This window comes from Cupriavidus necator (genome assembly GCF_013141915.1).
GTDB lineage: Bacteria > Pseudomonadota > Gammaproteobacteria > Burkholderiales > Burkholderiaceae > Cupriavidus > Cupriavidus necator_B.
The window spans coordinates 255,529-270,552 of sequence record NZ_SROX01000002.1 but is presented as its reverse complement, the minus strand read 5'-3'; the positions used below and the strand labels follow the sequence as shown (position 1 = coordinate 270,552).

The window sequence follows — 15,024 nt, the reverse complement described above, 5'->3', positions numbered from 1 at the left end:
CCTTCAACTGTTATCGGTAGCGGAAGGCGCCATTTTAGTAGCTTTGGCCGAAAGCCACTGGCCGTGCGAACGCCCCCTCAGAACGTCGGCAACAGCTCCGGCGGGTGGGCGCGCAACTGCGCGCGCGCGTCCCGGAACTCCGGAAAGATCGACTCCACGGTTTCCCAGAAGCGCGGGCCGTGGTTCATCTCTTTCAGGTGCGCCAGCTCATGCGCGGCGACATAGTCGATCATCGACAGCGGGAAATGCATCAGGCGCCAGTTCAGCCGGATCTTGCCGTCGGCGGTGCAGCTGCCCCAGCGCGTGGCGGCCGAGGTCAGCGCGAAGCCGGTGTGGCGCACGCCGAGCTTGCCGGCATAGAGCTCCAGCCGCTCGGCCAGCAGGCGGCGCGCCTGCTGTTGCAGCCAGCCCTGCACGCGGTCCTTGATCTGCTGCTCGTCGGCATGCGTGGGCAGCGCCAGGTGCAGCACACGGCGGTCGGCATCGAAGAGCAGCGCGCCGATCGGCGACTCCAGCGCCAGCGTCAGCGGCTGGCCGAGAAAGGGCAGGGTGGCGCCGTCGCGCCATTGGACCGTGGGCAGGATCCGGCGCGCGTCGCGGTGGCGCCACTCGCCCAGCTTGTTGAAGATCCAGCGCTGTTTTTCCAGGATGGCGGATTCGATATCGGCCAGCGTGACCCAGCGCGGCGCCGTGATCGACAGGCCACGGTCGTCGATGGTGAAGCCGATGGTGCGGCGCGCCGAGCGCTTCAGCGTGTAGTGCAGCGGCCGCTCGCCGATCCGCAGCAGGCGCGCATTGGGCTGCGGCGCCGGCCATGCAGGCGCCTGTGGCGGCTCCGGTGCCAGCGGCGCCGCCGGCTGCGGGGCGTGGGCGGATTCCGCCAGCGGCAGTTCCAGCTGCGCGCCGTCGGCTTCGGAGGCGGGTCGCAGCAATTTCATGCGGCCGACTCGCTGCGTCGCGCGGCCTGGTAGCTTTCGGGGTCGATACGGCGCATGTCCCGTTCGATCCATTCCGCCACTTCCTGGTTGAGCTGGTCGGCGGTCTTGTTGGCCGACGCAATCGGCGGGCCGACCGAGATCGTCACCATGCCCGGATATTTCAGGAACGAATTGCGCGGCCAGACCCGGCCCGAGTTGACCGCCATCGGCAGCACCCAGGCGCCGGTCTCCACCGCCAGGCGCGCGCCGCCGCTCTTGTAGCGCGTCTTCTCCAGGCCCGAAGGGGTACGCGTGCCTTCCGGGAACATGATGATCCAGGCGCCTTCGGCAAGCCGCTCGCGACCCTGGCGCGCCGCCGAGGCAAAGGCGCGGGTGCCTTCCTTGCGGTTGATATGGACCATCTTCAGCATGCCCAGCGCCCAGCCGAAAAACGGCACCAGCAGCAGCTCGCGCTTGAACACGAAGCACAGCGGCTTGGGCATCAGGGCCACGTAGGCCACGGTCTCCCAGGCCGACTGGTGCTTGGACAGCAGCACCACCGGCTTGTCCAGCATGGCGTCCATGTGCTCATGGCCCTGGATGCGGTACTGGATGCCGCAGATGATGCGCGCCGCGCCGATGACCAGCCGGGGCCAGCCGCGCACGAAGCGGAAGCGCTGGTCGGCATTCATGAACGGGAACACCAGGAAGCAGGTGCAGGCGTAGGGCGGCGTCAGCACCAGCAGGTACAGCGCGAACAACAGGGAACGGAGGAACGTCATGCGGGGGCGCAAAGAGAAAATGGGTGCGGACGGTCGGCCGCAGGCTTGGTCAGCCGGCGGCGCCATGGCCGCTCTGGGCACTGTGGGCACTCTGGGCCGGCTGCCGCTGCCCGCCATCGTTGCCGGTCAGCCAGCGGGCAAAGGCGAGCAAGTCGTCGTGCACCTGTGTGCCGGGCGGCAGGCCGCCCTTGTCGAGCGTCTTCTGGCCCTTGCCGCTGCGCACCAGGTGCGGCGCGCAGCCGACCGCCACGCCAGCTTCAAGGTCGCGCAGCGAATCGCCGACGATCGGCACGCCGCGCAGCTCGATGCCGAAGCGCTCGCTGATCTGTTCCAGCATGCCGGAGCGCGGCTTGCGGCAGTCGCAGCCGTCGGCGGCGGTATGGGGGCAGAAGAACACCGCCTCGACGCGCCCGCCCAGGCGGGCCAGCAAGGTGTGCATCTTCTCGTGCATGGCGTTGAGCGCGCTCATCTCGAACAGCCCGCGGCCGATGCCGGACTGGTTGCTGGCGATGACCACGCGGTAGCCAGCCTGGTTCAGCGCGGCGATGGCTTCCAGGCTGCCGTCGATCGGCACCCATTCATCGGGCGACTTGACGAATTGTTCGCTGTCGAGGTTGATCACCCCGTCGCGGTCCAGGATGACAAACTTGGGCGGCGTCTGCGGCATGTGAGGCTCCGGCTATGGCTGCGGGCGGCGCTCAGGCGGCCAGCTTGGAGATGTCGGCGACGCGGTTGGCCAGCGCATGCAGCGAGGCCAGCAGCGCCAGGCGGTTGGCGCGCAGCTGCGCGTCCTCGGCCATCACCATCACGTCGTTGAAGAACTGGTCGACGGCGTCGCGCAGCTGGGCCAGGTCGCGCAGCGCGGCGGTGAAGTCGCCGCTGGCGAAGGCGGCTTCGACGGCCGGGCGCACGTGCTCGATGGCGGCGTGCAGCGCGCCTTCGGCGTTTTCCCGGAACAGCGCCGGGTTCACCGCGCCTACCGGCTCGGTGTTCTTGCGCAGGATGTTGGTGATGCGCTTGTTGGCGGCGGCCAGGGCCTCGGCTTCAGGCAGCGCGGCAAAGGTGCGCACCGCTTCCATGCGGCCCAGGATGTCATGCAGCTGGTCCGGGCGCAGGCTGACCACCGCCTCGACCTCATTGGTGGTGTAGCCCTTGTCCTTCAGGTAGCCGCGCACGCGGTCGTACAGGAAGTCGAGGATGGCCTCGGGCGCCGGCTTGACCGCGGCGATGCCGGCGAAGGCCTGCTGCGTCAGCGCCAGCAGCGACGACAGCGACAGCGCCAGCGGCTTCTCGATCAGCATGCGCAGGATGCCCAGCGCGTGGCGGCGCAGCGCGAACGGGTCTTTCTCGCCGGTGGGCTGCAGGCCGATGCCCCAGATCCCGACCAGGGTCTCGAGCTTGTCGGCCAGCGCCACCGCGGTGCTGACCGCACCCGCCGGCAGCGCATCGCCGGCAAAGCGCGGGCGATAGTGTTCGGAGCAGGCCAGCGCCACCTCCTCGGCTTCGTCGTCGTGGCGGGCGTAGTAGGTACCCATGGTGCCTTGCAGCTCGGGGAATTCGCCCACCATGTCGGTCAGCAGGTCGGCCTTGGCCAGTTCGGCGCCGCGCATCGCGGCGGCCTTGTCGGTGGCCACGCCGGCCCCGTTGAGCGCATCGGCGATATGGCCGGCGATCTGCTGCAGGCGCTGCACGCGGTCCAGCTGCGTGCCGATCTTGTTGTGGTAGACCACGCTGGCCAGTTGCGGCACGCGCGAGGCCAGCGTCTTCTTGCGGTCCTGGTCGAAGAAGAACTTGGCGTCGGCCAGGCGCGGCCGCACCACGCGCTCATTGCCGGTGATGATCGACTGCGGCGTTTCCGTAGCCAGGTTCGACACGATCAGGAAGCGGTTGCGCAGGTGGCCGTCGGCATCGGTCAGCGCAAAGTACTTCTGGTTGGTCTGCATGGTCAGGATCAGGCATTCCTGCGGCACCGCCAGGAAGGCTTCCTCGAAATGGCAGGCGTACACCACCGGCCATTCCACCAGCGAGTTGACCTCATCGAGCAGCGACTCGGGCATGATGACCTGGTCGGCGCCGGCTTCCTGCAGCAGTGCTGCGCGCATGCGCTCGCGGCGCCGGGCATAGCTGGCGACCACGCGGCCGGCGGACTCGAGCTGCTGCGCGTAGTCATTGGCGTGCGCGATCTCGATCACGCCATGTGACAGGAAGCGATGGCCCTGGGTCAGGTTGCTGGCCTGCAGCCCGAGCAGCGTCACCGGCAGGATCTCGGCGCCAAACAGCGCGATCAGGCTGTGCGCCGGACGCACGAAATGCACCGTGCTGCCGTCCGGGCGCTGGTAGCTCATGAGTTTGGGGATCGGCAGCTTTGCCACGGTGTCTTCCAGCGTGGCCTGCAGCCCGGCTGCCAGCTCGGCGCCGCGCGCGGTGTAGCGGTAGAAGAAGGCCTCGGCCTTGCCGTCGGAGGCGCGCTCGAGCGCCTGCCAGTCGATCTCGGCAACGCCGACGGACTTGGCCAGCGCCGCCAGCTTCTTGGCCAGCGGGGCCGTCGGCTCGCCGTTGGCGTCCAGCGCCACCGACAGCGGCAGGACCTTCTCGCGCTGCTCGCGGTCCGGGGCGTTGCGGCGCACGCCGCTGACCAGCGCCGCCAGGCGGCGCGGGGTGGCGAACGGCGTCACGGTGGCGCCCGGCTCAAGCAGGTCGCGCTCGCCCAGGCCGGCGAACAGGCCCTGCGCGAAGGCGTCGCCCAGGCGCGCCAGCGCCTTGGGGGGCAGCTCTTCGGTGAACAGTTCGATCAGCAGCGAGTCGGTCAGGGGTTGCGACATGAATCGTATCCAACAGGTTGTAGCGCGCGCGGCCAGGGTCAGCAGCGCGGCGAAAGATTAGGTTCCACTCCGGACAGCAGCCACAGGCCGTTCTGTTGCCGGAATTGCAGCGTGGTGTAGGCGCATTGCGCGGCCGCCGCGGCGCTGGCGGCGCCATTGCTGCCGCCGCGGCTGCCGGCGGCGGGGAAGCGCGCGTCGATGCGGCGCAGGCGCTTGTCGTAGCGGATCTCGTCGATGCGCCCGCCCACCCAGAAATCGATCTTGGGCGGCAGCTGCGCGGCCGAGTGATAGGTCTTGACCTGGCGCCGGGTGCGGCCGTTGTGGGTCTCGGTTTCGACCCAGGTCAGCGGGTAGCGGATCGCGCTCTCATAAGCGCGCAGCGGCACCCGGTGCCAGCCCAGGTCGCGCTGGCCGGACAGGTCGCACGAGAACGAGCGCACCAGTTGCGTCCACTGGTCAAGCGCGTTCAGCGACGGGCGCCACTGGCGCGCCATCGCCAGCTGCAGCGCCTGCGCGTCGGCCTCGCACACGTTGCTCAGTTCGGCCGGCAGCATCAGCACCTGCGCGCTGGGAGCGGCCTGCGCGCGCGCGCCGACGGCATTGCCCGCCGCGGCCAGCGCGGCGAGGGCCAGGGCGCAGCCCAGCGCGCTGCGCGCTGGCAGCCTCATGCCCGCGCTCCGTCGCGCTGACCGCACATCGGGAAGCCAAGGGCTTCGCGCGAGTCGTAGTAGGCCTGCGCCACCAGGCGCGACAGGTTGCGGATACGGCCGATATACGCCGCGCGCTCGGTCACCGAGATCGCGCCGCGCGCATCGAGCAGGTTGAAGGTGTGCGCGGCCTTGAGCACCTGCTCATAGGCGGGCAGCGCCAGGCGCGCGCCAGCCGTGCCGTCCTCGCCTTCGCCATTGCCCATCAGGCGCCGGGCCTCGCCTTCATGCTCGGCGAAATGGCGGAACAGGATTTCGGTGTTGCTGTGCTCGAAGTTGTAGGTGGATTGCTCCACCTCGTTCTGGTGGTACACGTCGCCGTAGGTCAGCCGGCGCGTCTCGCCGTTCTCGACCCACTCGGTCCAGACCAGGTCGTAGACGTTCTCGACCTTCTGCAGGTACATCGCCAGGCGTTCGATGCCGTAGGTGATTTCGCCGGTGATGGGCTTGCAGTCGATGCCGCCGACCTGCTGGAAGTAGGTGAACTGGGTCACTTCCATGCCGTTGAGCCAGACTTCCCAGCCCAGGCCCCACGCACCCAGCGTGGGGTTTTCCCAGTCGTCCTCGACGAAGCGGATGTCGTTCTGCTTCAGGTCCAGGCCGAGCGCCTCGAGCGAGCCCAGGTACAGCTCCAGGATGTTCTCCGGCGCGGGCTTGAGCACCACCTGGTATTGGTAGTAGTGCTGCAGCCGGTTCGGGTTCTCGCCGTAGCGGCCGTCCTTGGGGCGCCGCGACGGCTGCACGTAGGCGGCACGCCACGGCTCGGGGCCGATCGCGCGCAGGAAGGTGTGTACGTGGGAAGTGCCGGCGCCGACCTCCAGATCGATGGGTTGCAACAGCGCGCAGCCCTGCCGGTCCCAATAGGCCTGCAGGGTCAGAATCATTTGTTGGAAGGTCAGCATAGAAAGACTTGGTAGAGGCAAGCGGAGGCAAGCCGAGGCCGCGCAGCGCGTGCCGGAGCCGCCGCATACGGATTTTGCCAAACCCTGAATTCTATCGGCTTTTTGGCCAGGCGCCCCGTTTGGCGGGGCTGCATAGGGCACGCACCGATGCCCGGCCAGCTCGGGCAATGTCGGCCCTGCGCAACGCCTCGGGAAAATACCGACGCCGATTTCAAGTCGGGCCGCTGCTTGCCGATAATGTTTTTGTATACAGTATGAGTAAGCAACCCGTTTCAGAGCGTTGCGATTGACAGCCCGTGCGGTATGCAGGCACGGCGGCTTCCGGGCAGTACCGCGGCAGCCGTTTGTCAGTAACTAATTGTTGATGGGGACTTTCGGATCATGGCACTTCTTTCTCGCAAACCTTATCTGGTCGCAATCGCGGTCATGATCGCCGCGGCCACCGTGTCCGTGGTGACCGGGCTGCTGAGCTGAACCTGCCGGCGCTTATCTGACGCGCCACCACCCGCACCGGACCTGCAGCGGTGATCCCGCCGCGTCCGGTGTTTGCCTCGCCCTGTGCCTTCAGCCCGCGTCGCGCACCTTGCGCGCGCGCCACGCCGCCAGCCCCAGCACCAGCGCAAACAGCGCCAGCACCGGCGCGTTACCCCAGCGGATATAGGGCGTCAGCCCCTGCATACCCTGCACCTCGGCCGTCAGCGTGCCGATGGTGAAGGTCGGCAGGCGTTGCTGCACCGAGCCGTCCGGGCGCACCACCGCGGTCATGCCGGTATTGGTCGAGCGCAGCATCGGCCGGCGCGTTTCCAGCGCGCGCATGCGCGAGATCTGCAGGTGCTGGTCCAGCGCGATGGTGTCGCCGAACCACGCCAGGTTGGTCAGGTTGGCCAGCAGGTTGGCCGGCGCCGGCTGCTGGCGCAGCGTCTGCGCGATCTCTTCGCCGAACAGATCCTCGTAGCAGATGTTCGGCGCCACGCGCACACCGCGCACCGGCAGCGAAGCCTGGTCCAGCCCGCCGCGGCGGAAGTCGCCCAGCGGCATCTTCATCATGTCGACGAACCAGCGGAAGCCCAGCGGGATGAATTCGCCGAACGGCACCAGGTGATGCTTGTTGTAGCGGTACAGGCGCTCGGTTTCCGGGCCCAGGCCGAACACGCTGTTGGTGAAGTCGACCGGCGAGTCGGCGCCGGCGGCGCCGAACAGCACCGTGGTGCCGCTGGCCAGCGCGTAGTCGCGCACGGCGACGGCCACGTCGACCGGCAGCTCCTGCAGGATCACCGGGAACGCGGTTTCGGGCGTCACCACCAGGTCGGCCGGCACCGCGGTGATCATGTCGCGGTACAGCTCGATCGAGCGCTGGATGCCGGCGGGTTCGAACTTGATGTCCTGCGCCACGTTGCCTTGCAGCAGCCGCACCGTCAGCGGCTTGCCCGCGGGCGTGGTCCAGGCCAGCGGCGCCAGCACCGCGCCGGCGGCGGGCAGCAGCAGCGCCAGCGCCAGCACGCCCAGCGCGCGGCGTCGTTGGCCACCGCCCAGCCCGCGCACCGCGGCCGCCAGCAGTGCCGCCACGGCGGCCGCCAGCGCGCCGATGCCGTACACGCCCAGCACCGGCGCGAAGCCCGCCAGCGGGCCGTCGGCGTGCGCATAGCCGCCTGACAGCCACGGGAAGCCGGTGAACACCACGCCGCGCAGCCATTCAGTCAGGCCCCACGCCGCGCCGAACGCCAGCGGTGCGAGCAGCGTGCCTGCGGGCAGGCGCGCCGTCAGCCGGTGCCATAGCGCCCCGGCCAGCGCGGGGTAGAGCGACAGGTAGCCCGAGAACAGCACCACCGCCAGCGCGGCCATCCACGACGGCATCTCGCCGTACACGTGCATGCTGATATAGAGCCACCAGATGCCGGACAGGAACCCGCCCAGCCCGAAGGCAAAGCCGATGGCGCCGGCCGCGCGCGTGCGCGGGGCATCGGCCATCAGCGCGGCCACTCCGGCCAGCGACAGGATCTGCAGCCACCACCAGTCATGCGGGGCGAAGGCCTGGGTATGGGCGATGCCGAGTATGCCGGCCAGTAGCAGCCGCGCCAGCGTCGCGGTGCGCGAATGCGCGCGCGCGCCAGGCACGCCTGCCGGGGCGGCGTCGGTGGCGGCGCCGTTGAAGAACGGGGCGGGAAGCTTCATGCGCTGGCGGCGCTAGCGCTGTCGGCGTTGGTTTCGCGGTGCACGTGCAGCAGATGCACCTGCCGCGCGTCGGCGCGCAGCACCTCGAAGCGGATCGGCGGCAGCGTGATGATCTCGCCGCGATGGGGCACGTGGCCTACGTGGTTGGACAGCAGCCCGCCGACGGTGTCGACATCGTGGTCGGAGAAGCCCGTGCCGAAGGCTTCATTGAACTGCGCGATCTCGGTCAGGCCGTGCACGCGCCAGCTGCCATCGGGCATCGGCAGGATATTGTCCTGGTCTTCGTCGAGGTCGAACTCGTCCTCGATATCGCCCACGATCTGCTCCAGCACGTCCTCGATCGTCACCAGCCCGGCCACGCCGCCGTACTCGTCGACGACCATGGCGATATGGTTGCGGTTGATGCGGAAATCGCGCAGCAGGATGTTCAGGCGCTTGGATTCGGGAATGAACACCGCCGGGCGCAGGGTCTCGCGCAGGTCGAAGGCGGGGTCGGTGTAGTAGCGCAGCAGGTCCTTGGCCAGCAGGATGCCGATGATGTTGTCGCGGCTGCCTTCGTAGACCGGAAAGCGCGAGTGCGCGGTCTGCTGCATGAACGGGATGAAGGTCTCCGGCGCGTCCGTGATATTGACCATATCCATCTGCGCGCGCGGCACCATGATGTCGGCGGCGGTCAGTTCGGAAACCTGGAACACGCCTTCGATCATCGACAGGGAATCGGCGTCGATCAGGTTGCGCTCATGCGCTTCCTGGAGCACTTCAAGCAATTCGGCACGGGTGTCCGGCTCGGGGGAGATCAGGTCTGACAGGCGTTCGAGCAACGATCTGGGCCGATCGGCCTGCTTCAGGTAAGCGGGCTTCGAACTGGGATAGGGGTCGTTCATTTCGCGGCGAGCGCGTGGTGGAGATCGTCTGAAGGATACACTAAAAGCCTGGCTGTCCCGTGACGGCGGGCGGCGGCTGGGGTCGGGGTGTGCCGCAGGAGGCGCTTGCGGGCGCCCCCGGCGGCAGCCGCATCACGCTGCCCGGTCCATCCGGTCGGCGCGGTAGGGGTCGGCGTAGCCGAGCGCCTGCAGCGTCTCGGTCTCGATCGCTTCCATTTCCTCGGCCTCGGCGTCGTCCTCGTGCTCGTAGCCTTGCGCGTGCAGCACGCCATGCACGACCAGGTGGGCGTAATGCGCCTCAAGCGGCTTGCGCTGTTCACGTGCCTCGGCTTCCACTACCGGGCAGCACAGCACGATGTCGCCGGTGACCGGGTCATCCTCGTGCTCGGCATAGGCGAAGGTCAGCACATTGGTGGCGTAGTCCTTGCCGCGATAGGTGCGGTTCAGCGTGCGACCCTCTTCCTCGCCGACGAAGCGGATGGTCAGCGCGGCGTCGGCGTACAGCGCCGACTTGACCCAGGTTTCCAGCTTGCGCCGTGCCGGCAGGCCGTTGCCCTTGCCGATGCCGTCGCCGAGCTGGACTTCCAGCTCCAGCGCCGGTGGCGTGGCCGGGGTGCCGGTGGTGGTGGTCAGCGGCGTGGCGGTCACCGCCACCGACAGCGCGTCATGGTTGTCCGGGCGCACCAGCAGGCCGGCCTGCTGGTGGGTATCGGTGTGTTCGGCCAGCAGCGCGACCACGCCGTCGGCCGCCTGCGACAGGTCCAGCGTCAGGCTGCGACCGTCGGGCAGCTGCACCCGCAGCGCGTGCGCGGCGCTCTTGCGCGCGCGGCCCTCGTTATCGAACAGGGTCAGGCTGACCGCGGAAGACTTGGAGTTGGGGGATTTCAATTACGCGTCCTTGTGCTGGGCGTGGTATTCGTCATAGGCGTCGACGATGCGCGCCACCAGCGGATGGCGCACCACGTCGATGCTGGTAAAGCGGGTGCAAGCGATGCCGCGCACGTCGCGCAGCACATGCTGCGCTTCGACCAGGCCGCTCTTCTGGCCCTTGGGCAGGTCGATCTGCGTGGTGTCGCCGGTGATCACCGCCCTGGAGCCGAAGCCGATGCGCGTCAGGAACATCTTCATCTGCTCGGGCGTGGTGTTCTGCGCCTCGTCCAGGATGATGAAGGCATGGTTCAGCGTGCGCCCGCGCATGTAGGCCAGCGGCGCGATCTCGATCATCTGGCGCTCGAACATCTTCTGCGTGCGGTCGAAGCCAAGCAGGTCATACAGCGCGTCGTACAGCGGGCGCAGATAGGGGTCTACCTTCTGCGCCAGGTCGCCCGGCAGGAAGCCGAGCCGTTCGCCGGCCTCCACCGCCGGGCGCGTCAGCACGATGCGCTTGACCGCGTCGCGCTCCAGCGCGTCGACCGCGCACGCCACCGCCAGGTAGGTCTTGCCGGTGCCGGCCGGGCCGATGCCCATGGTCAGGTCGTGCGACAGGATATTGCGCAGGTAGTCGCGCTGCGCCACGGTGCGGCCCTGCAGGCCGGGGCGGCGGGTATGCAGCACCGGCGATTCGTCGCCTTCCTCGCGCTCGGCCTCGTCGTCATTGCCGTTGCCGGGCAGATAGCTGCCATGCGCGCTGAGCTGGCGCGTCTCGACCAGGCCCAGTTGCACGTCGTCGATCGACAGCGGCGTGCGCGCGTGGTTGTAGAAACGCTCCAGCGCCAGCGCGGCGTCCTGCGCGTGGTTGCCACGGATGGTCATGCGGTGGCCGCGGCGCTGGATGGTCACGTCCAGCGCCTGCTCGATCTGGCGCAGGTTCTCGTCGAGCGGGCCGCACAGGTTCTGCAGCCGGGTGTTGTCGTCCCGGGGGGCGACAAATTCTGCGGAAGGGATTTTCATCGGTGGGCGATGGCCTCGGTTGCGGGTGCGTTACTGGCGCACCACGATCTCGCCGCGCAGCGAGTGCGGGAACGCCTGCGTGATGCTGACCTCGACCAGCTGGCCGACCAGCCGGTCGCGGCCCGCCTGCGGCACGCCAGGCAAGGCGAAGTTGACCACGCGGTTGTTCTCGGTGCGGCCGTGCAGCTCGGTCGGGTCCTTGCGCGCCGGGCCCTCGACCAGGATGCGCTGCACCGTGCCGACCATGTTCTGGCTGATACGCTGCACGTTTTCCTCGATCGTGGCCTGCAGCCGCTGCAGCCGGCGCAGCTTGACCTCGCGCGGGGTGTCGTCGTGCAGGTTGGCGGCGGGCGTACCGGGGCGCGGGCTGAAGATGAACGAGAACGAGGTGTCGTAGCCGATTTCCTCGATCATCGCCATCAGCTTGTCGAAGTCGGCATCGGTCTCGCCGGGGAAGCCGACGATAAAGTCCGACGACATCGACATGTCCGGGCGCAGCGCGCGCAGCTTGCGGATGATGCTCTTGTATTCAAGCACGCTGTAGCCGCGCTTCATCGCCATCAGGATGCGGTCCGACGCATGCTGCACCGGCAGGTGCAGGTGGTTCACCAGTTTGTCGCAACGGCCGTACAGCTCGACCAGGCGCGACGTGAATTCCTTCGGGTGGCTGGTGGTGTAGCGGATGCGCTCGATGCCGGGAATCTCCGCCACATACTCGATCAGCAGCGCGAAGTCGGCAATCTCGGCGGTATCGCCCATCTTGCCGCGGTAGGCGTTGACGTTCTGGCCCAGCAGCGTGACTTCGCGCACGCCCTGTTCGGCCAGGCCGGCCACTTCGGCCAGCACGTCCTCGAACGGGCGCGACACTTCCTCGCCGCGGGTGTAGGGCACCACGCAGTAGCTGCAGTACTTGGAGCAGCCTTCCATGATCGAGACGAAGGCGCTCGGGCCTTCCACGCGCGCCGGCGGCAGGTGGTCGAATTTCTCGATCTCGGGGAAGGAGATATCCACCTGCGACTGGCCGGTGCGCTGGCGGCGCGCGATCAGGTCAGGCAGGCGGTGCAGCGTCTGCGGGCCGAACACCACGTCGACATACGGCGCGCGCGCTACGATGCTGGCGCCCTCCTGGCTGGCCACGCAGCCGCCCACGCCAATCACCAGGTCGGGCTTGGCGGCCTTGAGCGCCTTCATCCGGCCCAGTTCGGAGAACACTTTCTCCTGCGCCTTCTCGCGCACCGAGCAGGTGTTGAACAGGATCACGTCGGCGTCTTCGACGCGGTCGGTGGCTTCCAGCCCCTGGCTGGCGTGGAGGACGTCGACCATCTTGTCCGAGTCATACTCGTTCATCTGGCAGCCGTACGTCTTGACGAAAACTTTCTTCATATGCCGATCTCAGTGGTTGACCTGGGGGCATCAGGGTGTGGCAACAACACGGCACGGCGCGTGGGGCGCGCCGGTCGCACTTCGGGGATGGTTATTTCTTCAGCGCCTGCTGTTCGGACTCGCTCAGCACCCATGCGGTCAGCAACTGGCCATACAGGTCAAGCTTGTACCGCACCGGCAGCTTCCGGCCCGCCACCGCGGCGCTGGCCAGCAACTGGTTGTCGGTGCCGAACAGGCGCAGCCCGGGCGCCACGCCTACGGTCTTGCCGTCGAGCGTGGCCGCCTGCGGCGCACCGGCCGACGGCGCGGCGAGCACGAGTTTCGCCGCTGGCGCATCCGCCGGAATCGCCCGTACCGGCTGGGCCATCGCACCGGCCGCGCCCAGTATCAGGGCCGCGCCGCAGGCCAGCCGCGCCAGGCGCGAAGACTGGATCGACTTCAGTGCCTCGCGGCGCGTATCACGACCTGCTGGCATGGGAGAACTCCGGCAAAGGGGCGAAGCATTGGCGGGAACGGCCCGAGGGCGGGCGCAACCGGGCATTTTACCCGCTCGCGGCCGCTCCGGTGCGCGGATCGGGTCGCGCTCAGAACAGGCAGGATGCCTCTTGCAGCACGCGCTGCTTCGATACCGTGCCCATCAGTTCGCGGCTGGCCGCATCGCGCACCAGCGGGATGCGGTTGATGCCGTGCTCGGCGAACACCGCCAGCGCATCGCGCAGGCGCGAGTCCGGCGTCAGCGCCGGAAAGTCGCGCTCGGCCAGCGCCAGCACATCATCCGGCGCCCCGTCGCGCTGCGCGCGCTGCAGCGCATGGATCGACAGCGCGCCGAGCAGCTTGCCGTCCGCCCGCGCCAGGTACAGGTAGCGCGTGCCGGTTTCGGCAAACTTGTCGGCGGCGGCGGCCAGCGTGGCGTTGGGGTCGAGCACGGTGTCGGTCGGGTCGCACAGGCCGGCCAGCGTCAGCGTGCGGGCCTGCTCGGCGGCCGCCGACGCCTGCGCGCGCTCGGCGATCACGCTGTACAGCGACAGCGTCTGGCAGCGCGACGCGGTGTAGTACGCCGCCACCGCGCCAATCATCGACGGCAGCAGCAGCGCCGGCGCCAGCGTCATCTCGAACACCATCAGCACTGACATCAGCGGCGCCTGGCTGGTGGCCGCCAGGAAGGCGCTCATGCCCACCAGCGGCAGCAACGGCGCCGCGCCCGCCGCCGCGCCCGGCATGCCGAGCGCCAGCAACTGGCCCAGCGCCGCGCCGACGAACAGCGACGGCGTAAACACGCCGCCGACCGCGCCCGAGCCCATGCTGATCACCGTGGCCGCCAGCTTGGCCAGCAGCACGGCGGCCACCGGCACGCTCAACGGCTGCTCCTGCAGCAGGGTCTGGATGGTGGAGAAGCCGTTGCCGACCACCTCCGGCACCGCCATCGCCAGCACGCCGACCAGCGCGCCGCCCAGCGCCAGCCGCGCCACCGGCCCGCCCGGTAGCACCGCGAAGCGGCTGCGCGCGAAGCCGGCCGCGCGCAAAAACAGCGCGCCGGCGATGCCGGCGGCCACGCCCAGCGCGGCCGCGGCCAGCAGCATCTGCGGGCGCAGGTCCGGCGCGATGTCGAGGCCGGGGTAGAGCGGCTGCAGCCCGCCGTGCCACTGGCTGACCATGGCGCCGGCCACCGACGCCAGGAACAGCGGCATCAGGCGCTGCACCGCCAGCGCGCCGAACACCACTTCGGCGACAAAGACCGCGGCGGAAAACGGCGTGTGGTACACGGTGGCCAGGCCCGCGGCAGCGCCGCAGGCGGTCAGCATGCGGCGCATGTTGGAGCCGCCGCCACGCTCGAGCCGGTTCGTGGGGAACAGCGACCCGCACAGCGCCGCCAGCTGGATCATCGCGCCTTCCTTGCCGACCGAGCTGCCGCTGACGATCGAACAGAACGACGACAGCGCGCGCAGCACGGTGATGCGCACCGGCAGCCGGCCGCTGCCATTGGCGACCGCTTCCATATAGTCGGTGGCGCCAGGGTGGGTGCGGGCCAGGCGGTTGGCCAGCACCAGCAGGCCGCCCGCGAGCGCGCCGCCCACTGCCGGCACCACCACGCGCCACGCCAGCGCCAGCGTGGCGAACACGGTGACCACGTCGGCATGGCTGGAAAACAGCACGACGCCGGCGCCGTCCAGCGCCTCCTTGAACAGCGTGGTGGCAATGGCGGCGACGATCCCGACCGGGATGGCCGCAAGCAGGATGACTTCCTGGTCTTCGAGGAAACGCAAGCGCATGGCGGCTTTCCGGGGCAGGCGAGGCGAGGGGCCGGGCCGCAGAAGCGGGGCGGACAGAGGCCGTCATGATAGCGCAGCGCCACCTGCGCAAACCCGATGTGCGCCGGCGCGCATTCGCGGCGGAAACCGGTGCCGGATCGGGTGCATAATCCGCCTGCGCCGGACTGGTACACTACCGCTCTTTCCTCCGCGGGCGGGCCGGTGCCCTGCCAGGCCGGCTTCCCGGCGTTCGCGTTCCGATTCCGATCGATTACAAAGGAGCCATCCGGCGTTTGGCGCACCGCGTGCGCAGCGA

13 protein-coding genes are annotated in these 15,024 nt (G+C 68.9%); all 13 read right to left on the bottom strand.

All coding sequences use genetic code 11. The features are described 5' to 3' along the window. Positions 1-77: 77 nt before the first annotated feature. Complete coding sequence (locus tag E5S69_RS06210; protein WP_171514146.1) at positions 78-938, bottom strand: M48 family metallopeptidase; 861 nt, start codon at positions 936-938, stop codon at positions 78-80. Beyond that, on the bottom strand, positions 935-1,699 hold the full coding sequence (locus tag E5S69_RS06205; RefSeq protein WP_171514145.1) for a lysophospholipid acyltransferase family protein: 765 nt from the start codon (positions 1,697-1,699) through the stop codon (positions 935-937). The genes E5S69_RS06210 and E5S69_RS06205 overlap by 4 nt, the downstream gene beginning before the upstream one ends. Before the next feature lie 49 nt (positions 1,700-1,748). Next, the gene (gene gmhB / locus E5S69_RS06200) at positions 1,749-2,366 is read right to left on the bottom strand and encodes a D-glycero-beta-D-manno-heptose 1,7-bisphosphate 7-phosphatase (RefSeq protein WP_171514144.1); all 618 of its coding nucleotides are present in this window, start codon (positions 2,364-2,366) and stop codon (positions 1,749-1,751) included. Positions 2,367-2,397: 31 nt separating this feature from the next. Further along, on the bottom strand, positions 2,398-4,521 hold the full coding sequence (glyS, locus tag E5S69_RS06195; protein ID WP_171514143.1) for a glycine--tRNA ligase subunit beta: 2,124 nt from the start codon (positions 4,519-4,521) through the stop codon (positions 2,398-2,400). 38 nt (positions 4,522-4,559) lie between these two features. Beyond that, on the bottom strand, positions 4,560-5,189 hold the full coding sequence (locus E5S69_RS06190; protein ID WP_171514142.1) for a hypothetical protein: 630 nt from the start codon (positions 5,187-5,189) through the stop codon (positions 4,560-4,562). Further along, the gene (gene glyQ, locus E5S69_RS06185; protein ID WP_171514141.1) at positions 5,186-6,130 is read right to left on the bottom strand and encodes a glycine--tRNA ligase subunit alpha; all 945 of its coding nucleotides are present in this window, start codon (positions 6,128-6,130) and stop codon (positions 5,186-5,188) included. The genes E5S69_RS06190 and glyQ overlap by 4 nt, the downstream gene beginning before the upstream one ends. A 564-nt stretch (positions 6,131-6,694) precedes the next feature. Then, positions 6,695-8,302 (bottom strand): apolipoprotein N-acyltransferase, encoded by a 1,608-nt coding sequence (lnt, locus tag E5S69_RS06180; RefSeq protein WP_171514140.1) that lies wholly within the window; start codon positions 8,300-8,302, stop codon positions 6,695-6,697. Continuing rightward, on the bottom strand, positions 8,299-9,186 hold the full coding sequence (locus E5S69_RS06175) for an HlyC/CorC family transporter (protein WP_171514139.1): 888 nt from the start codon (positions 9,184-9,186) through the stop codon (positions 8,299-8,301). The genes lnt and E5S69_RS06175 overlap by 4 nt, the downstream gene beginning before the upstream one ends. Before the next feature lie 132 nt (positions 9,187-9,318). Further along, positions 9,319-10,074 (bottom strand): rRNA maturation RNase YbeY, encoded by a 756-nt coding sequence (ybeY, locus tag E5S69_RS06170; RefSeq protein WP_171514138.1) that lies wholly within the window; start codon positions 10,072-10,074, stop codon positions 9,319-9,321. Beyond that, positions 10,075-11,076 carry a PhoH family protein gene (locus E5S69_RS06165; RefSeq protein ID WP_171514137.1) on the bottom strand — a complete coding sequence of 334 codons (1,002 nt, stop codon included), beginning with the start codon at positions 11,074-11,076 and terminating at the stop codon, positions 10,075-10,077. A 30-nt stretch (positions 11,077-11,106) separates the two neighbouring features. Next, complete coding sequence (miaB, locus tag E5S69_RS06160) at positions 11,107-12,459, bottom strand: tRNA (N6-isopentenyl adenosine(37)-C2)-methylthiotransferase MiaB (RefSeq protein WP_171514136.1); 1,353 nt, start codon at positions 12,457-12,459, stop codon at positions 11,107-11,109. Between the two features lie 91 nt (positions 12,460-12,550). Then, the gene (locus tag E5S69_RS06155) at positions 12,551-12,934 is read right to left on the bottom strand and encodes a hypothetical protein (RefSeq protein WP_171514135.1); all 384 of its coding nucleotides are present in this window, start codon (positions 12,932-12,934) and stop codon (positions 12,551-12,553) included. Between the two features lie 109 nt (positions 12,935-13,043). Beyond that, positions 13,044-14,729 (bottom strand): ClcB-like voltage-gated chloride channel protein, encoded by a 1,686-nt coding sequence (locus E5S69_RS06150; RefSeq protein WP_171514134.1) that lies wholly within the window; start codon positions 14,727-14,729, stop codon positions 13,044-13,046. Positions 14,730-15,024: the final 295 nt, after the last annotated feature.